General features: G+C 67.4%; 18 protein-coding genes. 11 read left to right on the top strand and 7 right to left on the bottom strand.

Features of this window, described 5'->3' with window-relative positions:
- Positions 1–135: 135 nt before the first annotated feature.
- A complete protein-coding gene (locus tag DTO57_RS07670) occupies positions 136–585 on the top strand; it encodes an acetyltransferase (protein WP_114117626.1) in 450 nt (149 codons plus the stop codon).
- Positions 586–644: 59 nt separating this feature from the next.
- Here DTO57_RS07670 and DTO57_RS07665 read toward each other — a convergent pair whose 3' ends face one another.
- A complete protein-coding gene (locus DTO57_RS07665; RefSeq protein WP_114117625.1) occupies positions 645–1,100 on the bottom strand; it encodes a MarR family winged helix-turn-helix transcriptional regulator in 456 nt (151 codons plus the stop codon).
- A gap of 165 nt (positions 1,101–1,265) precedes the next feature.
- Here DTO57_RS07665 and DTO57_RS07660 point away from each other — a divergent pair, with 165 nt between their 5' ends.
- From DTO57_RS07660 to DTO57_RS07630, 7 genes are all read left to right on the top strand, one after another.
- Positions 1,266–2,441: an MFS transporter gene (locus DTO57_RS07660; RefSeq protein ID WP_114117624.1), complete on the top strand. Its 1,176-nt coding sequence runs from the start codon at positions 1,266–1,268 to the stop codon at positions 2,439–2,441.
- Between the two features lie 27 nt (positions 2,442–2,468).
- On the top strand, positions 2,469–3,296 hold the full coding sequence (locus DTO57_RS07655; protein WP_114117623.1) for an aldo/keto reductase: 828 nt from the start codon (positions 2,469–2,471) through the stop codon (positions 3,294–3,296).
- Between the two features lie 19 nt (positions 3,297–3,315).
- Complete coding sequence (locus tag DTO57_RS07650; protein WP_114117622.1) at positions 3,316–4,077, top strand: class I SAM-dependent methyltransferase; 762 nt, start codon at positions 3,316–3,318, stop codon at positions 4,075–4,077.
- Between the two features lie 137 nt (positions 4,078–4,214).
- Positions 4,215–5,426 (top strand): NAD(P)/FAD-dependent oxidoreductase, encoded by a 1,212-nt coding sequence (locus DTO57_RS07645; protein ID WP_114117621.1) that lies wholly within the window; start codon positions 4,215–4,217, stop codon positions 5,424–5,426.
- 40 nt (positions 5,427–5,466) lie between these two features.
- Positions 5,467–6,114, top strand: a complete 648-nt coding sequence (locus DTO57_RS07640) for a DUF6226 family protein (RefSeq protein ID WP_114117620.1) — start codon at positions 5,467–5,469, stop codon at positions 6,112–6,114.
- Between the two features lie 399 nt (positions 6,115–6,513).
- Entirely contained in the window at positions 6,514–11,697 is a 5,184-nt protein-coding gene (locus DTO57_RS07635; protein WP_162785702.1) for an AAA domain-containing protein, read from the top strand.
- Between the two features lie 293 nt (positions 11,698–11,990).
- Positions 11,991–13,067 carry a 2,3-butanediol dehydrogenase gene (locus DTO57_RS07630; RefSeq protein ID WP_114117618.1) on the top strand — a complete coding sequence of 359 codons (1,077 nt, stop codon included), beginning with the start codon at positions 11,991–11,993 and terminating at the stop codon, positions 13,065–13,067.
- Positions 13,068–13,276: 209 nt separating this feature from the next.
- Here DTO57_RS07630 and DTO57_RS07620 read toward each other — a convergent pair whose 3' ends face one another.
- Together DTO57_RS07620 and DTO57_RS07615 are read right to left on the bottom strand one after the other, a co-directional pair.
- On the bottom strand, positions 13,277–13,876 hold the full coding sequence (locus DTO57_RS07620; protein WP_114117617.1) for a hypothetical protein: 600 nt from the start codon (positions 13,874–13,876) through the stop codon (positions 13,277–13,279).
- A complete protein-coding gene (locus DTO57_RS07615; RefSeq protein WP_162785701.1) occupies positions 13,876–14,856 on the bottom strand; it encodes a DUF1266 domain-containing protein in 981 nt (326 codons plus the stop codon). The genes DTO57_RS07620 and DTO57_RS07615 overlap by 1 nt, the downstream gene beginning before the upstream one ends.
- A 97-nt stretch (positions 14,857–14,953) precedes the next feature.
- Here DTO57_RS07615 and DTO57_RS07610 point away from each other — a divergent pair, with 97 nt between their 5' ends.
- Entirely contained in the window at positions 14,954–15,679 is a 726-nt protein-coding gene (locus DTO57_RS07610; RefSeq protein ID WP_114117615.1) for a DUF6891 domain-containing protein, read from the top strand.
- A gap of 10 nt (positions 15,680–15,689) precedes the next feature.
- Here the strand turns inward: DTO57_RS07610 and DTO57_RS07605 are convergent, their stop codons facing one another.
- The gene (locus DTO57_RS07605; protein WP_114117614.1) at positions 15,690–16,238 is read right to left on the bottom strand and encodes a CGNR zinc finger domain-containing protein; all 549 of its coding nucleotides are present in this window, start codon (positions 16,236–16,238) and stop codon (positions 15,690–15,692) included.
- Positions 16,239–16,332: 94 nt separating this feature from the next.
- Between DTO57_RS07605 and DTO57_RS07600 the strand changes: the two genes are divergently transcribed.
- On the top strand, positions 16,333–16,749 hold the full coding sequence (locus tag DTO57_RS07600; RefSeq protein WP_114117613.1) for an organic hydroperoxide resistance protein: 417 nt from the start codon (positions 16,333–16,335) through the stop codon (positions 16,747–16,749).
- Positions 16,750–16,831: 82 nt separating this feature from the next.
- Here the strand turns inward: DTO57_RS07600 and DTO57_RS07595 are convergent, their stop codons facing one another.
- The 3 genes from DTO57_RS07595 to DTO57_RS07585 are packed head-to-tail and all read right to left on the bottom strand — an operon-like array spanning position 16,832 to position 19,524.
- Positions 16,832–18,073 (bottom strand): MFS transporter, encoded by a 1,242-nt coding sequence (locus tag DTO57_RS07595; protein WP_114117612.1) that lies wholly within the window; start codon positions 18,071–18,073, stop codon positions 16,832–16,834.
- Positions 18,070–18,537, bottom strand: coding sequence for a MarR family winged helix-turn-helix transcriptional regulator (locus tag DTO57_RS07590; protein ID WP_114117611.1), 468 nt, complete (start codon positions 18,535–18,537; stop codon positions 18,070–18,072). Before DTO57_RS07590 ends, DTO57_RS07595 begins: the two co-directional genes overlap by 4 nt.
- A gap of 45 nt (positions 18,538–18,582) precedes the next feature.
- On the bottom strand, positions 18,583–19,524 hold the full coding sequence (locus DTO57_RS07585; protein WP_114117610.1) for an SDR family oxidoreductase: 942 nt from the start codon (positions 19,522–19,524) through the stop codon (positions 18,583–18,585).
- A gap of 129 nt (positions 19,525–19,653) precedes the next feature.
- Between DTO57_RS07585 and DTO57_RS07580 the strand changes: the two genes are divergently transcribed.
- Entirely contained in the window at positions 19,654–20,496 is an 843-nt protein-coding gene (locus DTO57_RS07580; protein ID WP_114117609.1) for a helix-turn-helix transcriptional regulator, read from the top strand.
- Positions 20,497–20,515: the final 19 nt, after the last annotated feature.

The following is a 20,515-nucleotide window of genomic DNA, read 5'->3' as shown; positions in this document are numbered from 1 at the left end:
AAGCGAGGGGGCGGTGTGAACTGTTGTTCACGCCGCCCCTTTTCGCGTCATGTGGACTATCCGGCGGTACCCCGCATTCGGGAGCGATGGCGCGTCCTGGGATGATGAGGGATCGCTCTACGGAAGGAACCCGTCATGCCTGCTCTGCACATTCGGCGTTCGATCGGCCCGGCGGAGTATCCGGCGCTCGTGGCGATCTGGCGGAGTGCCGTGGACGCGACGCACGACTTCCTGTCGGACGCGGATCGAGACGAGATTCACTCCAAGCTCGCGTCCGACTACTTTCCCGCCGTTCTCCTGTCGGTCGCGGAGCGCGAGGGTCGCCCGGTGGGGTTCTCCGGCGTGCTCGACGGGGCGCTGGAGATGCTGTTCGTGGACGCCGCGGAACGCGGCACCGGGGTCGGCTCCGCGCTTCTCACGCACGCGATCGCGGAGCAGGGTGTCACCCGGGTCGATGTCAACGAACAGAACGCCTCGGCTGCGGGCTTTTACGCCCACCGCGGATTCGAGGTCGTCGGCCGCAGCGAGACCGATGAGGCGGGTCGCCCCTACCCGCTGCTCCATCTGAGGCTCGGATCCCTCTGATGTCGTGACCCGTCGTCCGGGATCACGACGCGCGTTCGTTCGTCGCGCGGTGCGATCGATCAGGCGGGCGCGGGAATGTCGGCGCCGTGCAGTGCGGCGACGAGGCCGCGGAGCTCGGGCACTGCCTCGGCCTCGGTGAGCGACGATTCGAGCGTCGCATCGTGCGTGGGGCGCGCGCGGGCGAGCAGGGCGTCGCCATCCTGCGTGAGCTCGGTGTAGATGCCGCGGCGGTCGTCGTCGCAGAGGATCCGCGTGAGGAGGCCGCGATCTTCGAGGCGCGAGACGAGTCGGGTCGTCGCGCTCGATGACAGGGCGGCGGCGCGGGCGAGCTGTTGCATGCGCATGTGCCAGCCGTCCTGGCGGCTGAGGGCGTCGAGCACCGTGAACTCGACGACGGAGAGGTCGTGTTCGGCCTGGAGCGCGCGCTCCAGGCGAGTCTCGATGAGGCCGTGCAGGGCGACGAGGGTGCGCCAGCCGCGCGCGCGGATCTCCACCGCGTTGTCCGAGATGCCCATTGCTCCCCCTTCTGCCGCGCCGCGATGCGCGGGTCGCCTGTGTCCATGATACCCGACTTGCGCCGATAGAACGCGTCTGCAACTATTATTGATTGCACGTGCAACGATTGCGAACGCAATAGTTGTTCACGCACGGCAACGCATCGTCTTTCGAAGGGATCCTTCATGCCCGCCGCTCTCTACGCCCTGGCCCTCGGTGGCTTCGGGATCGGACTCACGGAGTTCGTCATCATGGGCCTCCTGCCCGAGGTGGCCGCCGACCTCGGCGTCACCGACACCACCGCCGGCACCCTCATCTCGGGCTACGCGCTTGCGGTCGCGGTCGGCGGCATCCTGCTCACGGTTGCCCTCAGCCGCGTCGAGCGGCGCACGGCGCTGCTCGGCCTGCTGATCCTCTTCATCGCGGGCAACCTCGTCACGGCGCTCGCCGGCAGCTACGAGCTCGCGATGATCGGGCGCATCATCGCCGCGCTCTGCCACGGCGCGTTCTTCGGTATCGGGGCGGTCGTCGCCGCCGATCTCGTGGATCCGAGCCGCCGCGCGGCGGCGATCTCGATCATGTTCGCGGGCCTCACGATCGCGAACGTCGCGGGCGTGCCCTTCGGAACCTTCGTGGGGCAGGCGATGGGCTGGCGCGCGACGTTCTGGTTCATCACCGCGATCGGGGCGGTCGCCTTCGTCGCGATCGCGCTGCTCGTGAAGCGCACACCGGCGTCGGGCGGGTCGATCCTGGCGGAGTTCGCGCTGTTCCGCTCGGGTCAGGTGTGGCTGTCTATGGCCGTCACGGTGCTGGGCTACGGCGGCATGTTCGGCGCCTTCACCTACATCGCCTTCACCCTCACGGAGGTCTCGGGCTTCGCCGCTTCGACGGTGCCGTGGCTGCTCGTCGTGTTCGGGGTGGGCCTGTTCATCGGCAACCTCGTCGGCGGCCGCGCGGCCGACCGCAACCTCGCCCTGACCCTCGCGGTGCTGCTGGGCGTGCTCGCGGTCGTGCTCGTGTTCTTCGCCGTGACGGCGGGCAACCAGGTCGCGACGATCGTGTCGCTCGCCCTCATGGGCGGATTCGGCTTCGCGACGGTTCCGGGTCTGCAGATGCGCATCATGAACTACGCCGCCGGGGCGCCGACGCTCGCGTCGGGCACGAACATCGCGGCCTTCAACATCGGCAACGCGTTCGGCGCGTGGGCGGCGGGCCTGGCGCTCGCGGCCGGCCTCGGATACACCTCGCCGCTCTGGGTGGGCGCGGGCATCACAGCGCTCGGCCTCGTGGTGCTGCTCGCCGCCGCCTTCGGCCGCGGCGGCGAGTTCGCCCGGGAGGCGCGCGAGTTGGTCGCGGCCTGATCCTCCTACGAGAAAAGAGAAACACTCATGACAACCATCCCCACCATCACGCTTCACGACGGCACGGCGATGCCGCAGCTCGGCTTCGGCGTCTTCCAGGTGCCCGACGAGGGCGCGCAGGCGTCGGTCGCGACGGCCCTCGAGGCGGGTTATCGCTCGATCGACACGGCCGCGATCTACGGCAACGAGGCGGGTGTCGGCCGCGCGATCGCCGAGTCGGGCCTCGACCGCGACGACGTGTTCGTCACGACGAAGCTCTGGCTCGATGGCCTCTCGCGAGAGGGCGTGCGCCCGGCGCTCGAGGCGAGCCTCGAGCGGCTCGGTCTCGAGCGCGTCGACCTGTACCTGATCCACTGGCCGGCCCCCGCGACCGACGCGTATCTCGCGGCGTGGGAGGGCATGGAGGAGATCCGGGAGCTCGGTCTCGCGCGTTCGATCGGGGTATCGAACTTCCTGCCCGAGCATCTCGACCGCGTCGCCGCGCTCGGCGGATCCGTGCCGACCGTGAACCAGATCGAGCTGCACCCGGCGCTGCGGGCGGCGGACATCGAGGCGGCGAACCGGGCGCGCGGCATCGCGACGGAGGCGTGGAGCCCGCTCGGTCAGGGATCCGTGCTCGGCGAGCCGGCGATCGCGGCGGTCGCCGCGGCGCACGGCGTGACGCCGGCGCAGGTGGTGCTGCGCTGGCACCTGCAGCAGGGGCGCATCGTGATCCCGAAGTCGGTGACGGCGTCGCGGATCCGCGAGAACCTCGACCTCTTCGGCTTCGAGCTGACGGCGGACGAGCTCGCGGCGATCGACGGCCTCGACCGCGACGGCCGCACGGGACCGCACCCGGCGGAGTTCAACGGGTGATCCCCCGCATAATCGAGGGATGACGAAAACGTTCGAGGAACTCATCCACGAGGGCGCGACCGCCGATGTGTCGGGCTGGGACTTCTCGTGGCTCGATGGCCGGGCCACCGAGGAGCGCACGCCGTGGGGCTATGCGCGGCAGCTCTCGGAACGGCTGGGCCGGGCGACGGCGTCTCTCGACATCCAGACGGGCGGCGGGGAGGTGCTCGCGGAGGCCAGGTCCTTCCCGCCGACGGCCGTCGCCACCGAGTCGTGGCCGCCGAACGTCGCGAAGGCGACCCGCCTCCTGCACCCGCGGGGCGTGGTCGTCGTCGCGGATCCGGACGAGCCTCCGCTGCCGTTCGCGGACGGGGCATTCGACCTGGTGACGAGCCGCCACCCGGCGACGATCTGGTGGGAGGAGATCGCCCGCGTGCTACGCCCGGGCGGCACGTACTTCGCCCAGCACGTCGGCCCCGCAAGCGTGTTCGAGCTCATCGAGTTCTTCCTCGGCCCGCAGCCGCGGGCGCGGCACCACCGGGATCCTGACGCCGAGGCCGCCGCGGCGCGCGCTGCGGGGCTGGAGATCGTCGACCTCAAGACCGCCCGACTGAAGATCGAGATCTACGATGTCGCGGCGGTCGTGTACCTGCTGCGGAAGGTGATCTGGTGGGTTCCGGGGTTCACCGTTGAGGGGTACATCGATCGGTTGCGGGAGTTGCACGAGGTGATCGAGCGGGATGGGGTTTTTGTGGCTTGGTCGACGCGGCATTTGGTGGAGGCGCGGCGGGGTCTGATGTAGGAACAGGTGGCATCAAACGTGGCTAGGCGAGAGGGCTGGCCTGGGAGCGGATCTCGATTCTCATCGCACCCACCCGTGACACCCACCCCGCACAGGCGTAGCGTGAAACCACGTCCATCAGGGAAGAGGGTGCGGATATGCGTGTCATCATCATCGGGGGAGGGCTCGCGGCGGCGACCGCCGCGGAGGGGCTGCGCGAACGGGGCTTCGACGGGCAGATCGACGTCGTCACCGCCGAAACCCATCGCCCGTATCAGCGGCCGCCGCTGTCGAAGGGGTATCTGCTCGGATCCGAGGGGCTCGACGAGGTCTACGCGCACCCCGTGGGCTGGGAGGCCGAGCACGACGTCACCCTGCACGTCGCGGATCCGGCGGTGCGGATCGCCGACGGCGTCGTCGCGCTCGAGAGCGGCGCGGAGCTCGGCTTCGACCGCCTGATCCTCGCGACCGGAGCATCGCCGCGCCCGCTGGACGTTCCGGGCGCCGACGCCGCAGGCGTGCGCATGTTGCGCACGATTGACGACGCCGACGGTCTGCGCGCCGATCTCCTGGGCGGCGGGCGCCGCGTGGTTCTGATCGGATCCGGCTGGATCGGCCTCGAGCTCGCCGCCGCGGCGCGCGAGCTCGGCAATGACGTGACGATCGTCTCGCCCGATCGCGTGCCGCTCGCGAAGGCGCTCGGCGACGAGATGGGCGAGATGTTCCTCGAGCTGCACCGCGAGCACGGTGTCACCTTTCTGCCCGAGCGCCGCGTGACCGCGGTCGAGGCGGGTGAGAACGGATCCGTCGTCGCGGTGCGCACGGACGACGAATCGATCCCCGCCGATCTCGTGATCGTCGGCATCGGCGCGGAGCTCAACACCGCGCTCGCCGAGGAGGCGGGCCTCGCGGTCGACAACGGCGTGCTCGTCGACGAGCGCATGAACACCTCGGTTCCCGGGATCCTCGCGATCGGCGACATCGCGAACGCCCTGCACCCCGTGCTCGGCGAGCGGATCCGGACGGAGCACTGGGCGACCGCGATCGCGACCGGCAAGATTGCCGCGTCGACGATCACGGGCGGCGACGCGACGCTCGACGGCGTTCCCTACTTCTTCACCGATCAGTACGACCTCGGCATGGAGTTCTCCGGATATGCGCCGCTCATGACGGGCGCGCACCTGGTGATCCGCGGCGACCGTGCGGGCCGCGAATTCATCGCGTTCTGGGTCGCGGATGGCCGCGTCGTCGCGGGTATGAACGTCAACGTCTGGGACGTCAACGAGCAGGTGCAGCACCTCATCCGTGAACGCGTCGAGATCGATGAGGCGCAGCTCGCGGATCCGTCGGTGCCGCTGGAGGAGCTGTAGCGCCGGTGTGCTCTGAACGTCGGCAGGGCAAGATGACGTGATGAGCTCCTACGTCCGTCCCTCCGTCGACGCCCCGGTGTTCCGCGATGCCGACGGTCAGGTGATCGACTACGGGAACCGGTGGCATGGCTCGCCGCCGGAGGACACCTATTCGGTCGAGACGCATCCCGAGCGATTCGCGCCGCTGCACGCGATCGCCGACGCTCTCATCGCGCACCTCCGCGAGAACTATGACGTCGAGATCGATGAGGATGCCGCGACGGCGACGGATCTGATGCGTCCGTCGTTCCACGACGCGGTGCGTGCCGTGCGGATCCGACCGAATGACCCGGCGTGTGCGCCCCTGACGTTCGTGCTCACCACGTACCCGGGAATCTCCGTGCATGCGGGCCTGCTGCACGACTTCCCGTACCCGATATGCGGTTGCGACGCCTGCGATTCGAACTGGCAGTTCGAGGCCGATGACCTCGAACAGCTCGTGTTCGCCGTCGTCGCGGGCACCTACCGGGAGACCGTCGAACGCGGGCTCCGTCCCTGGGTGGAGTACGCATACACGTACCCCGACGACGGCGCGAGGTCCGGCCGATCACGCGCCCGCGACTATCCCGCGGAGCGTCTCAGAGCCGCGACCCCTCTTCTTCGCGATGTCCCCGATGGGTGGGCGGCCTGGCCGCGGTCCGTAGCCTAGGCTGGGCTCTCCCCGCGGGGGTCGAACGGGCAGAGCCGAGCGGGGCGGGGTAACGGCGGCCGAGATGCGAGAATCAAGTAATATCTCCGTGTCCGAAGAAGGAGCGTCGTGTGCTGGCTGAATGATCTGCAGAGCCAATCTGAGCCGAGCAAACCCGCCTTCGTGAATGGTCCGCGCGACGTGATCGACGCCCTCGGAGTGCGTCGCGTGTTCGATCGTCATCGTGCTGATGTCAGTCGCCGAGAAAAGATCTCGCAATGAAGGTGTTTGATACGACCGCTCCTTGGGGCCGGGGCCGTGCGCGAGACGAGGCGCAACCTGAGACAATGCTCGATCGAGGCGTCTGCACCATAGTGACGCCTGAGGATGGATCGTGCATCACCAGAGAGGCAGAGCCGCATGCCGGATGCAACTGAACGTACCGCCGAGAAGTCGGTTCTCGATCAGAGCTACGCGCTACTCGAGTATCTCTCTGCTGTCGCACGCGAGATCGGCCCGAAGCCGGTACGCGACATTCGCTCGAATGAGACCGTGGTGTGGCCCTCCGCGGTACCTGTCCATCGCGCGGTGGCCGTAGGGCCCGGGGAAGACCGCCCGGCGTGGCTTTCGGTCGCGCGCGTACCGGCACCGCCAGTGCTCGATGTTCCTAGCGGTCTCATCGGTCTCGTCGGGCCCAAGGGAGCGCTGGAATCCGCGAGTTCCGAGCCGCGATTGTTGGAGCAAGCGGCAAAGCAGCGCGTTGAATCCCGTGTCATCGAGGAGCTCGGGCCGCCGGACCGAGGTGCCGACGAGGAGGTGCTGCAACGACGTCGAGAGCTTCGTGAGCAGCTCATGAAGGGCGTTCGAGATGCCTTCGACAAATGGGTAGCGGGCACATGGGTTACGTGGGCGGAGACGCACCGACCGACGTTTGCGGCGAGGGATCTCTACACCCGCCTGTATGAGCTACACCTTCGCGCGGAAGCAGACGCAGCAACGCACGAGATCATCTGGGGCCAGCTTGTTCTCGGCGTACGCACCGAGAACGAGTCGATCGTATCGCCGATGCTCACATCGCGGGCGATCATCGAGGTCGACCCGCAGGATGCGACGATTCGGGTGATTCCCGAGCAAACGGTTGAACTTGAGCTCAACGCCGTCGAAGGAACCGGCCTCTCTGGGCTCGAAGCCCTGACGAGGCTACAGGCGACGCTGCGAGACACACCGCCAAACGTCTGGGACGACGACGAGCGCTTGGCAACGCGCCAGCAGATCGTCGCCCCCATGGGCCTCGACGCCAGCCTTGTGGAAGACGTCGACTTTCCCGCGCCCGCGGCGGCACCGCGTCTGAACGACGGGTGGGTGCTGTTTCTCCGCCGTCGGCCGATGCGGCAGGAGCGCTTCTACGACGAGCTCGCGCACAAGATCCGTGCTGAGAATTTCTTGCCGGAAGGCCTCGCATCGGTAGTGGCAGACAGCGATCGCGTGGACGACGCCATTCTAGGAATGGGGCGCACCGTCGTGTCGAACGATGGCACCGCCGAGCGGCTTCTGATGCCACTGCCCGCGAACGCTGAGCAAGCTCGCATTGCGCAGCAGCTTGCTACCTCGCGCGGTGTGACTGTCCAAGGACCTCCCGGAACGGGAAAGTCGCATACGATCGTCAATCTTGTCTCGCACCTGGTTGCTCAGGGGAAGCGTGTGCTCGTCACTGCTGAGAAGGAGCAGGCGCTGACGGTTCTACGCGACAAGATTCCCTCCGAGCTACGTGACCTGTCGCTCGCGGTTCTCGGGTCGACGCCGAGCGCAATGGAAGATCTGCGCAGTTCCGCCCAGGCGATGCAGGATTCGCTCTCGTCGCTCGATGTCGCGACTGAGGAACGGCGGATCGCAGAGCTCGGTTCCACCGTTGATGTTCTCCGCGAATCGATTGTGCGCACCGATGCAGCTCTGGTTCGCGCCCTCCAGAGTGAGCAGAGCGAGTACCTGCTGCCCGCTGGGTCGGCACGCGCGCCGCAGGTCGCGGAGTGGCTGGCCGAACGCCGCCATCTTGACGTTGTCGCCGACAGGGTGCCTACGGATGCGTCGTTCCCCGTCAGCACCGACGAGCTCGCTGAGCTCCGCGACACCCTGCGGGTTGTCTCGGCGGAGGAGTCTGCTGCAGCCGTGCTCGACCTGCCGGAGGCGGACTGGCTCCCTACGGCCGCGGATCTGCACGAACGACTGTCGCGGCGGGAGACATTGCGTACTGCCGTAACGTCTCTCGAAGATCAGGGTCTGCGTGTCGACGCGCTCGACGCGCTCTCGCTCGATTCAATGCGGGAGAACTCCCAGTGGTTCCGAGAGAGTGCGGTCTACCTCCGGACGATCTCTGGATCGTGGCAGGATCAGTTCGCGGCTGCCGTGAGGTCGAACGATCCGGCGGCGAGCTGGGTGATGCAACACAACGTAGCTGTGCGTCAGAAGCTCGGTATGGCTCGAGACCTTGCGAGCCGGCTGACGGGACACATCGTCGATGTACCAGACGGGAATCCGGCGGAGCAAGTCCCTCTGCTGCAGGCGTGGAGCGAACGTGTCGCCGCTGGCAAGAAGCTTCCGCTCTTCGCGTCGAAGGAACTCAAGGAATTGGCCGCCGCGGTCCGTGTCGACGGGAGCGCTATCACGACGCCCGCTCAGCTGGAACTCGTACGCACCGAGGTGGAGCTACGTGCGATGAAGCGCGATGCGTATGTGACGATGTCGCAGACGTACGCGGCCTGCCAGATACCCGTCCCTCCGCAGGACGGCGCATTCGTCTTTGTCGCCCCTCAGCTTGCTTCGAGCGTTGACGCAATCCATCACTGGTGGACCAACGCCGCTCCTGCGTTGATGGAACGTGTCGGACAGTTCGCCACGACTCGGCCGGGCATACTCACGTCGGAAGCCCTCGAGATGATGGCGGGATTGCTCGATCGTGCCGCCGCGCGCGTCGAGGAGCGTCAGTTGTCTGCCGAATTGGACCGTCTTGCAGCGCGCGTCCAGGAGGCAAGCCGGGCGGATCATGCTTCTCCGCTCTGGGGAAATCTATACACCGCGCTTCAGCTCGCGCAGGTTGACCGGTGGGGCGATGCGCTCGATGAGGCACAGAGGCTCGCCGGAGTGCGTGCACGGGTACTGCGCGCCGATGAGCTTCGACGACGAATCGCGGATGCCGGAGCGCCGCGTTGGGCCCGGTCGATCGCTGAGTCGCGGGGAGCGCACGAGACGATCGGAGAGATCGAGGACGCTCCGCTCGCATGGGATCGCGCGAAGGCTCGTACCTGGCTTGCCAACCTGCATTCAACGACCGACATCGATGAACTGATGGAGAAGTCGCACACTGATTCACAGGAGCTGCAACGGACGATCGTCGATCTTGCAAGTCGGTCCGCCCGCACTGAGCTGAAGAACAACAGTAAGGACCGTCAGAGGCGCGCCCTCGAGACGTGGCTCAGCGCCGTTAAGCGCGTGGGTAAGGGAACCGGCAAGAACGCGCCGCGCTTTCAAGCAGCGGCGCGGGAGGCGCTCCCGGCGGCGATGGGAGCCGTTCCGGTCTGGATCATGCCGATCTATCGTGTGCTCGAAAACTTTGACCCGCGTGTGTCAGACCTCTTCGATGTCGTCGTGGTCGACGAGTCTTCGCAGTGCGATTTGCTCTCGCTCGGTGTGCTGGCCCTCGGCAAGAAGACCGTGGTCGTCGGTGATGACAAGCAGACGACACCCGCGCGAGTGGGAATCCAGACCGATCGCATCGCCGCATTACAGGACCAGCACCTACGCGGCATGCCCGAGGCCAAGCTCCTCACCCTGGACGACTCCCTCTATTCGATTTCTGGGCGAGCGTTCCCGTCCACGATCGCGCTCAAGGAGCACTTCCGGTGCGTGCCGGAGATTATCGGGTTCTCGAATCGATACTACGGCGGACAGATTCTCCCGCTGCGCGAGGTCGGCGTCCCCCAGATCGGTGAGCCGTTGCGCGTCATCCACGTCGAGGACGCTGTCTCCATGAAATCCGGCACGAGTCGTGTGAACTATGACGAGGCGAAGGTGATCGCGGCGCAGATCGCGCAGTGCGCCAACGATACGGCTTATGACGGACTCACCTTCGGCGTCGTCACCATGATGAGCGGCCCGCAGGCGCAGATCATCCAGGATCTGATTCGCGAGGAGATCGGCGACGCTGAGTTCGAGCGTCGGCGCCTTCGTGTCGGCAACCCGCCCCTGTTCCAAGGTGACGAGCGGAACGTGATGTTCGTATCGATGGTTGCTCATGACGCATCGTACGCGGCAACCTCGCCGATGTATTCGCAGTGGGCCAACGTTGCAGCGTCGCGTGCTCAAGACCAGCTTTGGATCGTCCACAGCATGGATCCCTCGACGTTGAACCATGCGGATCAGCGCCGTGCGATGATCGAGTACGCACAGGGTCATCACCGTGGCGAGGAAGCAGATGATCTCTACGCGCGCACAGAATCGAAGTTCGAACGTGATGTACTCACGAAGCTTCTCGAGCGCGGGTTCACCGTGGATCCTCAACACCGAGTGGGTAGCTACCGAATCGACATGGTCGTGAATGTCGCCCGAGGTGAACGCCTAGCGATCGAGTGCGACGGCGACGCCTTCCACGGCCCTGAAAAGTGGGATGAGGATGTTCGCCGCCAGCGCGTGCTCGAGCGCCTCGGATGGACGTTCTGGCGCATCCGGGCCTCGAAGTACTACCTGGACCCCGAAGCGGCGCTCGAGCCCCTGTGGCAGAGGCTCGAGGAGATGCGGGAGCGAGCCGAAGGCACAGAGAAACTTGCGCGTGTGCGGCAAGAAGCTCGTGATGCGAAGCGGCTAGCTGAGCTCCGTGCCGACGCGGCGCAAGATGCGGCGACCCAGAACGGCCGCGTGAGCACCGACAGCGTCGAAGAGCTATCACCGAGCGATGTCGTGGTCGTCGGAATGGAGCGGATTGAGCTCACCGAGATCGTCGAGACATCTGATGAGGATGACTCGACGACCTTGCCGCAATCGCAGAGCATGCAGCAGCAAGGCGGCCCGCTTACGCCTACGGTTTCGAACATCCGAGAGTGGGCCCGCGAACAGGGACACAGTATCGGTGAGCGAGGCAGAATCCCGGATCATGTTCGCGATGCCTACCTCGAGGCACATTCGGTCAGGGCAGTGCCTGAGCCAACGCTGCCTGGCCTATCCGTCCCGCGCCTAACTGGCGAGTCCAAGCGGTTGATGCGTGGTGTCGGCGGGGCGCAGCCGACCGAGATGCAAAGTGCAGAAGAACCGGCCCTTCTCATGCTCGGAGGAAACGCCGCCGATGCGGCCGCGGCATGGGGCGGAGGTCTGCCGTACCAGCTCGATACCCAGGGAAACGTACAGTCGCTCAATGGCGGGCGGACACTCGCTGACGTGATTGGTGCGGATCGGGCAGCCGTCGTCCGGGACCTGATGTGGGCAGTTCGGCCGAGCGGTGGTCGATTCAAGGTCGATCAGCGAGGCACAATGGCCACCCTCGTGGACGGAGATCCTGTGTATGTCTGCACGGTCACGCGGGCCGGCTGGTTTCCCTCCCACTGGAAGAAGGGCTGAAGTTCCGAGACATCACAACCGCTCGCGGCGTGTTCGCCGACACGCACATGTACCTACGCAGCGTCTCATCCGCGACCGCGTCGAGATATGCGAGACGCGCCTCGTGGATCCGTCGGCGCCGCTGGACGATTTGTAAGGCCACGCCCCTCGCAGACCATCGTTGATCGCGGTCTGGGCCGGGTTTCGACAGATATCACCAATATGTCGCGGTGTGGATCTGAAAGGAATAGCGTGGGAGACGAGCCCACCGGCTCCCCAATCGAACCCGGCCCCACAAGAAAGAGGTTCCTACAGTGAAGGCAGCACGTTTCTACGATCGCGGTGACATCCGGATCGAAGACATCACCCCTCAGCCGCTCGAAGCCGGCACGGTGCGCATCGATGTCGCATGGTGCGGTATCTGCGGCACCGACCTGCACGAGTATCTTGAGGGACCCATTTTCGCCCCCAAGCACGGGCATCCGCACCCGATCTCGGGCGAAGACGCGCCCGTGACCCTGGGTCACGAGTTCTCCGGCGTGATTTCGGAGCTGGGCGAGGGCGTCGATGACCTGGCCGTGGGCGACCACGTGGTCGTCGAGCCCTACATTCTGCGCGACGATGTCTACACCGGCCCCGAGTCGGTGGACTACCACCTCTCCGAGGACATGAACTTCATCGGCCTCGCCGGCCGCGGTGGCGGGCTCTCCGAGAACATCGTCGTCAAGCGCCGGTGGGTTCACAAGATCGACTCGTCCGTCGCGCTCGACGAAGCCGCTCTCATCGAGCCGCTCTCCGTCGCCTTCCACGCCGTCAAGCGTTCCGGCGTCAAGGCCGGGCAGACCGCGGTCGTCGGCGGCGCCGGTCCCATCGGCCAGCTGACCGCCGCCGTGCTGCACGCCATCGGCGTCAAGGTGATCATCTCCGAGCTGTCCGGCCTGCGCCGCCAGAAAGCCCTCGACGCCGGGGTGGCCGACGTCGCGCTCAACCCCGCCGAGGTCGACGTCGTCGCCGAGGTCAAGAAGCTCACCGACGGCAAGGGCGCCGATGTTGCCTTCGAGTGCACCTCGGTCCAGGTCGTCTTCGACACGCTCATGGACACGGTACGGCCGACGGGAGTGATCGTGGTCGTCTCGATCTGGGGCAAGAAGGCATCCTTCGACATGCACAAGCTCGTCATGAAGGAGATCGACGTCCGCGGCACCATCGGCTACGTCAACTCCCACCCGGAGACGATCGCGCTCGTCGAGTCGGGCAAGATCGACCTGAAGCCGTTCATCACGGGCAAGATCGGTCTCGAGGATCTCGTGGACAAGGGCTTCGACACCCTCATCAACCACAACGAGACCGCCGTGAAGATCCTTGTCTCACCCAGCGGCAAGGGGCTCTGAGGCCACGCCCTCACTCACGCGCCGTGGGGCACCGGCTGTTCGGTGCCCCACGGCGCTCGTGGCGGCGCACCCCACCGGGATGCTCGCGCGGTTGACGGCCGAGCTGGTGAGAGAGGTCTTTGGCCTCGAGTGCATCTTTGTGCCGGATCCCGTCGCGGGTAGCCCGCTGGCCGTGCCGCTCGGGTCGGCGCCATTGCCGTGAGGACGGGTTACGCCCGCGCCGCCGGCCACGCCGGATCCGCCCACGGATATCCGGGCCGGTAGAGGTCGCGCGGGGGAGTGAGGCCCTCGCGCTCGCCGAGGAGGTCGCCGAAGGCAAACCAGTCGCCGGCGTCTCGGCGTGCGGCGTTCGCGACAAGGCGGGTGCGCTCGCGGGCCTCCTCGACGCGGAGCTGCCCGCTCGCGACGGCGACGCGGATCCACCAGGCGGCGTCGACGGCCGCGGCGACCCGCTCCTCGGGGGTTGCCGCGACGCGCTGGGCGCGCTCCGCGCGCGCGAGCTCGGTGGGCCACTCGGGGTCGGCAAACAGGAGCCCGGGGTTCCACTCGAAGGGGTTCGCGCCTCGGGCGACGGCGCGCGGGGCCGCGAACCCGATGAGCCAGAGCTCCTCGCCCGTCACGGCGTTCGGATCCGGCTCGGGCGCCTCGGGAACGGGGGTCGAGGTCGGCGTGTATCCGGATCCGCCGCGGTCGCGATCGTTGCGCTTTTTGAGGTTGCGCCAGCCCACGAGCCCGTAGCAAACGAAGACGAAGACGATGAGCCCGCCGATGACCCAGGGGTTCGGGTCGCCGCCGATTCCGTAGCGCATCAGTCAGCCTGGCGGAGGCGCCAGATCTCGTCGTTCAGGCGCTTCGCCCACCCGGATCCGGGGAACACGTCGGGGTTCTGCGCGGCGAGGTTCGTGTCGGCGGCGAGGGCGCTCGCGAAGAGCATGCGCGAGGCGGGAAGCTCGGCGTCCCACTCGAGGAACGACCAGGGGCTCTGGCTCGAGAGCAACGCCTCCTGTCGACTGGCGTCGTGCTCGTCGGTCTCGGCCTCGTTGATGCCGCCCTGCGAATTCCAGAACCAGCGACCGACGTGGAACGACCGACCGAGCGCGTCCCAGGATCCGTAGTGCTCGCGAATCTCGGGGACGATCATGAGCAGGAAGTCGGCGGCCTCGGCGTCGGAGAGGTACCCGGTCGTTGCGCCGGCGCGCACCAGCATCGCGAAGCGCACGAGATCCCACGCGAGGAAGTCGACGGTCGTGATTTCGCGATCGTTCGCGCGCACGCGACGGGTGCGCCACAGGGTCTCGGCGCCCTCGTTGGAGTGCTTCGCGTTCTCGGCGAGGTCGGCCTCGTACTCTTTTGCCTCGGTGTCGGTGAGCGCCGTCACCATGGCGATCTCCTCGCCGAAGTCTGCGCGGTGCCCCGACGTCAGTAGGTCATAGAGAGCAATGAGCATCGAGGCTCGATCGGTGACGCCCCAGGCCTCGGCGAGCACGGCGCGCTCGTTGTCGGCGTCGCGGAAGCGCAGCTCATCGTTGTTGGACCCGCGGCAGAGCGCGTAGGGTGCGGCGATCGACATAGCCCAGTGCTCGGGGCGCTCGCTGAAGGAGGCGGCGCCCTGCGACCAGTGCGGGGTGTGGTGCTCGGTGAGCGACTGGTTGGTCGCGGCCTGCGCACGCTCGCGGTCGGCCCGGATCTTGCGACCGGCGTTCCGGGCGCGCACGAACGTGATGACGATCGCCCCCGCCACCGCTATCGCAAAGAGGACATAGAAGAGCGGGGAGCTGGAGGTAGGCACGGGGTCTCCTGAGTCGGCCGAAAGCTCCGCTCATTCTTACACGGCACTCGCGCGTGTACGCGTGGCGTTGTGGCGATCGCCCAGGTAGCGTGGCGCCATGGGCTTCTTCGATTTCTTCCGACGCCGTCCTGAGACAGACGAGACCCCGGAGCAGGATCCGGCGGCGCGTCCCCAGATCGATCCCGATGCCCTCGTCGAATCTGCGCGCCAGGCCATCGCACCGGGCTTTCTCGACAGGTTCGACGTCGTCGAGCGGGTCGCCGAGGAGTTCGAGCTGGATCCGCGCGACAAGACGGTGAAGGACGTGGTCGACCGCGTCTGGGCGGAGCGGCTCGAGGAGGAGAAAAGGTGGGGCGAGGGCGACTCCGACTATGACCGCGTCGAGCGGGCGTTCGCGAAGCTGAACGAGGCGGGGCTCGTCGCGCGCATGGACTTCACCTGTTGCAACACGTGCGGCACGAACGAGATCGGCGACGAGCGCACGGCGCTCGACGAGCCGGGCGAGGCATACCCGTACCGCGAGGAACAGTACGTGTTTTTCCACCAGCAGGATTCGGACAGGCTCGCCGAGCAGCCGGCGCAGCTGCTCCTCACCTATAGTGCGTGGCGCGCGGCGCGCGACACGGATCCGGAGCTGCTTGCGGCGGCGCGCGCGGGCGACAGCGGCGCCGAGCAGCGGATCCACGAAGAAACCGACCGCAAGGTCGGCGAGATCGTGTCGGCGGCGCTCTCGGAGGAGGGGCTCGAGGTGTCGTGGAACGGCGACCCGGGCCAGCGCATCGCGGTCGGGATCACCGACTGGCGTAAGCCGCTACCGCGCTAAGCACCTTGTATCAGGCCGCTTCGGCGCGCTTACGCTCGCGGTAGGCCTTGGCCTTCATTCGGCTTCCGCAGCTCGACATTGAGCACCACTCGCGGCGCCGGCCGCGCGAGTGGTCGAGATAGATCTGCGTGCACCCGTCGCGGCCGCACTCGCGGAGCAGGTGAGTTTCGTCGCCGCCGGCGATCTCGATCGTCTCGCGGGCGAGCTGCGAGAGGGCCTGTGTGATGTCCCCGTCGGAACTCCAGCGCTCGGATCCGAGCCGGATCTGCAGGGGAGGCCGGGCGGCGTACGAGTTGACGAGCTCGATCGCGTCGTGCGGCATGGGCTGGGCGTGAAGGCGCGACCAGATGAGGGCGTAGCCGGCCTCGCGCAGCTCGAGGGCGGAGGCGAGGTCGTCATCGGTGGATCCGACGCCGCCGGAAACGAGCCCGGATTCGTCGAACCAGGCGTCGAGCGACGCGGGCGAGGTGAGGAACTCGTAGGGCTCGTCGATTCGCCGTGCCCGCAACGTGCCGATGAAGTCGAGGGCGCGGGTGCCGCAGGGGAACTCGTGGACCATGCGGCAAGTTTATCGCGTTACCTGCTTGACAGGTGACATTTTCGGGTGGCATGCTCGTTACCAGTTAAACCGGTAACTCTCGAAGGAGACCCCCATGTCGAAGCCCATCTACACCGCAGTCGCCACCTCGTCGGGAGAGGGCCGCGAGGGCCAGGTCGCGACGAGCGACGGCACGCTCGACCTGCAGCTCGCAATGCCGGGCACCAACCTGCCGGGCACGAACCCCGAGCAGCTTTTCGCGGCGGGCTGGTCGGCCTGCTTCCACTCGGCGCTCCAGCTGACGGCGAAGAAGAACAAGGTCGCGCTCGACGACTCGGCGGTCGTGGCCGAGGTCACGCTCTCGAGCGACCCGGAGAAGGGCTTCGGCCTGAGCGGCATCCTGCGCGTCGAGGCGTCGGGCGTCTCGCAGGACGAGCTCGAGAAGCTCGCCCACGAGGCCGACCAGACGTGCCCCTACTCGAAGGCCGTGCGCGGCAACATCGACGTCACGGTCGAGGTGACGGCGGGCTAAGTACCGTCACGCACCGATGCCCGTATCCGCAGGTCGTGGATCCGGGCATCGGTGGTGTTGTGCGAGGTGGTTACCACCAACCTCAGTCGGCGTCGCCGATGAGGGCCTCGGCCTCCTCGAGGGCGCGATCCTCGTCGCTCTGCTCGGGGTGGCGCTTGTTGGCGGCCGAGAGGGGCCTGCGCAGCGAAAAGAACAGCACGAGCGCGACGACGAGGGCGGCGGCGCCGAAGACGTAGGCCCAGCTCCAGCCGAAGCTCTGGCCGAGGGCCGACGCGAACGGGGGAGCCATGGCGCCGCCGAGGAAGCGGATCCCGGAATAGGCCGACGAGGCCACGGGGCGCGGGAGGTCGGTCGACTCCATCGACGACTCGGTCAGCACGGTGTTCATGATGCCGAGCACGAGGCCCGAGAGCACGATCAGGGCGATGAGCACGGGCACGTACTGCTGCAGGAAGACGGCGAGCAGCGTGATGACGAGCAGTGCCGCGAGCCCGGCACCGATGACCTGGGTGCGCTGGAAGCGGGCCGTCAGGGCGGGGGCCGCGAACACCGAGGTGATGGCGAGGCCGATGCCCCAGCCGCAGAAGGTGAGGCCGATGCCGAGGGCGCCGAAGCCGAGCGGGTAGGGCGAGACGGCGAGGATCACGAAGAAGGCCATGTTGTAGAAGATGGCGATCAGCCCGAACGACAGCAGCGACGGGTGGCGCAGGCCGCGGAAGGCGGCGAGGGGGCTCGTCTTGCGCTTCGGCACGGATCCGGACTTCAGCATGACGGCGATCGCGACGAACGCGATGAGCATGAGCACGGCGGTGCCGATGAAGGGCGCGCGCCACGACAGGGAGCCGAGCAGGCCGCCGACGAGGGGGCCGAGCGCCATGCCGACGCCGAGGGCGGCCTCGTAGAGGATGATCGCGCCCTCGGCCTCGCGGGCCTCGGAGATGATCGTCGCGAGGGCGGTCGAGATGAAGAGGGCGTTGCCGAGGCCCCAGATGGCGCGGAAGGCGATGATCCACGGCACCGAGGGCGAGAGGCCCGAGGCGAGGGCGAAGACGACGATGAGTCCGAGCCCGAGGAGCAGGGTGTTCTTGGCGCCGAGGCGGCCCGAGACCCAGCTCGAGAAGAACATCGCGATGGCGGTGATGAGCAGGTACGAGGTGAACAGGAGCGAGGTCTGCGAGGCGCTCGCGTGCAGCTCCTCGGCGATCGCGGGGAGGATCGGGTCGACGAGCCCGATGCCCATGAACGAGACGGTTGCGGCGAAGGCCACGGCCCAGACGGTGGCGGGCTGGTGCCACCAGCCGGTGTGCTTCGCGGCGGCGCTCATTCGGCGACCCCCGTCGCGCCGGTGCGTGCCTGCGAGGTAAGACCGTCGAGGATCCGGACGGCCTTCTGTAGGGTGCCGTGGTCGTCGTCGCTGAGCTCGGCGAAGCCGGGCAGAAGCTGCTCGACGATGGTGCGCGAGCGCTCGGCAAGGAGGGCGCGGCCGGCGTCGGTGATGGTGACGAGGGTCACGCGCGAGTCGTCGGGGTCGGTCGTGCGTGCGACGGCGCCGGAGTCGGCGAGTCCGTGAAGGATCTTCGTCATTGCAGGCTGCGAGAGGTGCACCTCGGTGGCGAGATCGCCGACGCGGCGGGGTCCGGAATCGACGAGCAGGGCCAGGGTGCGGTACTGCGAGGGCGAGTGCTGGCCGGGGGCCTGGGTCGCGGCGATGCGGTTGAGCTGCCAGATCTGCTCGAGCAGAGACCTCAGGGTTGCCCCGGCGTCGGGGGCGCGTTCGATGTCGTTCACGCCCCCAACTGTATCACCAAGTTATATAACTTAGAAAAGTATTTTTCACTCGGTTGGAAACTGCACCCTCGTGAGCCGTTGCGTGAGGTCCCAGACCCGCCTCGCGTCGTCGGCGTTGCGCAGGCGCGAGTAGGGCCTCTGCTCGGTGGGAGCACCGCCCAGGCCGCGGAGCCCGCTCGGGCCGAAGAACTTCCCGCCCTGATCCCCCGGGGTGGTCGCGGCCATCAATGCGGGCAGCCCCGCGCTCGCGACGGTACCGAGGATCCCGACCCGAGACAGGAAGGTGATCAGCCCGCGGGCGCGGACGGCGCGGGTCCGACCGATCTCGGGGCGCACGTCGAGCAGACTCGTCGGCGCGACACCCGGGTGGGACAGGTTCGCGGTGATGCCCCACCCCGCCTCTCTGCTGCGCCGGTCGAGCTCCAGGCCGAACAGGCCGAACGCGATCTTGGAGTGCGAGTAGGCGCCCATGCTGTCGTAGGAGCGCTCCCAGTTCGGGTCGTCCCAGTTCACGTCGCCCTGGTTTGCGGCGATGCTGATCTGCAACGTGACGCGGGCCTCGCCCGCCCGCAGTAGGGGGAGGAGGTGACCGATGAGAGCTGCGTGGCCGAGGTGATTGGTACCGAATTGCAGCTCGAAGCCGTCCTTCGTGGTCTGTCGCTCGGGCGGGTGCATGATGCCGGCATTGCCGATGAGCACGTGAATCGGATCGCCCTCGCTCCTCAGCGTCTCGCCGACGGCCGCGACCGACTCCAGCGACGACAGATCCAGATCCCGCAACGACACGACCGCCTCCGGCGCGTGTTCGTGGATCGTTGCTAGTGCCGCGTCGCCCTTGCGCGGGTTGCGCACGGGGAGGATCAGCTCGGCACCTGCGGTTGCGAGACGGGTCGCAATGACGAGCCCCATGCCGTCACTTCCGCCCGTGAGGACGATCCTCTTGCCGGTCAGGTCTGGGATGGCGAAATCGAGCGGCCTGCGTGCCATGGCATTCTTCTTCCTCGTGGTGGTGGGGCAGAACCAGCCTGCGCCGTCGGCGACGCCGTATCCAGGACCTCCCGATCAGTGGCTACCGGATCACCGTTCGCGGACAATAGAGGCGACGAGAGGAATCTCATGGAGACGGACCGCACCGCGCTCGCGGAGTTCCTGCGTCATCGGCGCGAGGCACTGCAGCCAGAAGACGTGGGGTTGCCGCGCGGGCTACGGCGGCGCACCAACGGGTTGCGGCGCGACGAGATCGCGGCGCTATGCCACATGTCGCCCGACTACTACGCGCGGCTCGAGCGTGGACGCGGGCCACACCCGTCCGAGCAGATGACCGCCTCGCTCGCGCAGGGCCTACATCTGACCATTCCCGAGCGCGATCACCTGTTTCGCCTCGCGGGCCACGCACCCCCGATGCCCGGATCCGCGACCGAGCAGCACGTCTCGCCGGGGCTGTTGCGGATCCTCGACCGCCTGGAGGACACACCAGCCGAGATCGTCACCGAGCTCGGGGAGACGCTACGGCAGACGCCGATCGGTGTCGCCCTCACCGGCGACCTCATGTCGTATCGCGGCCCCGCCCGTAGCATCGGATACCGCTGGTTCACCGACCCGGACACGCGATCTCGGTATGCTCCGGAAGACCACGAACGGCTGGGTCGGGCGTTCGTATCGGGTCTGCGCGAGGTCATCGCCCGGCGTGGTCCCGAATCGCACGCGGCCCTCCTCGCGGAGCGTCTGCGCGGCGAGAGCGCGGAGTTCCTCGCGCTATGGGAGCGCCACGAGGTGGGCATCCGACCCGCGTCCGCAAAACGCTTCCTTCATCCGGAGGTCGGGCTCGTGGAACTGGAGTGCCAGACGCTGGTGGATCCGGAACAGTCCCACCTTCTGCTCGTCTACACCGCCGTACCGGGGAGCGAGAGCTACGAGAAGCTGCGCCTCCTATCCGTCATCGGAGACACGCGTCGTTGACGCATCGCGTCGTCGCTCG

Source organism: Microbacterium sorbitolivorans, assembly GCF_003327285.1.
Taxonomy (GTDB): domain Bacteria; phylum Actinomycetota; class Actinomycetes; order Actinomycetales; family Microbacteriaceae; genus Microbacterium; species Microbacterium sorbitolivorans.
Note: the sequence above shows the minus strand (reverse complement) of the source record. Positions and strands in the feature narration are given on the sequence as shown.

Coding starts and splice junctions, on each gene's coding strand:
- DTO57_RS07645 (WP_114117621.1), top strand. CDS start 4,215: ATGCGTGTCATCATCATCGGGGGAGGGCTCGCGGCGGCGACCGCCGCG.
- DTO57_RS07665 (WP_114117625.1), bottom strand. CDS start 1,100: ATGGGCATCTCGGACAACGCGGTGGAGATCCGCGCGCGCGGCTGGCGC.
- DTO57_RS07620 (WP_114117617.1), bottom strand. CDS start 13,876: ATGCGCTACGGAATCGGCGGCGACCCGAACCCCTGGGTCATCGGCGGG.
- DTO57_RS07650 (WP_114117622.1), top strand. CDS start 3,316: ATGACGAAAACGTTCGAGGAACTCATCCACGAGGGCGCGACCGCCGAT.
- DTO57_RS07600 (WP_114117613.1), top strand. CDS start 16,333: ATGTCGAAGCCCATCTACACCGCAGTCGCCACCTCGTCGGGAGAGGGC.
- DTO57_RS07635 (WP_162785702.1), top strand. CDS start 6,514: ATGCCGGATGCAACTGAACGTACCGCCGAGAAGTCGGTTCTCGATCAG.
- DTO57_RS07670 (WP_114117626.1), top strand. CDS start 136: ATGCCTGCTCTGCACATTCGGCGTTCGATCGGCCCGGCGGAGTATCCG.
- DTO57_RS07660 (WP_114117624.1), top strand. CDS start 1,266: ATGCCCGCCGCTCTCTACGCCCTGGCCCTCGGTGGCTTCGGGATCGGA.
- DTO57_RS07605 (WP_114117614.1), bottom strand. CDS start 16,238: ATGGTCCACGAGTTCCCCTGCGGCACCCGCGCCCTCGACTTCATCGGC.
- DTO57_RS07585 (WP_114117610.1), bottom strand. CDS start 19,524: ATGGCACGCAGGCCGCTCGATTTCGCCATCCCAGACCTGACCGGCAAG.
- DTO57_RS07610 (WP_114117615.1), top strand. CDS start 14,954: ATGGGCTTCTTCGATTTCTTCCGACGCCGTCCTGAGACAGACGAGACC.
- DTO57_RS07655 (WP_114117623.1), top strand. CDS start 2,469: ATGACAACCATCCCCACCATCACGCTTCACGACGGCACGGCGATGCCG.
- DTO57_RS07595 (WP_114117612.1), bottom strand. CDS start 18,073: ATGAGCGCCGCCGCGAAGCACACCGGCTGGTGGCACCAGCCCGCCACC.
- DTO57_RS07580 (WP_114117609.1), top strand. CDS start 19,654: ATGGAGACGGACCGCACCGCGCTCGCGGAGTTCCTGCGTCATCGGCGC.
- DTO57_RS07640 (WP_114117620.1), top strand. CDS start 5,467: ATGAGCTCCTACGTCCGTCCCTCCGTCGACGCCCCGGTGTTCCGCGAT.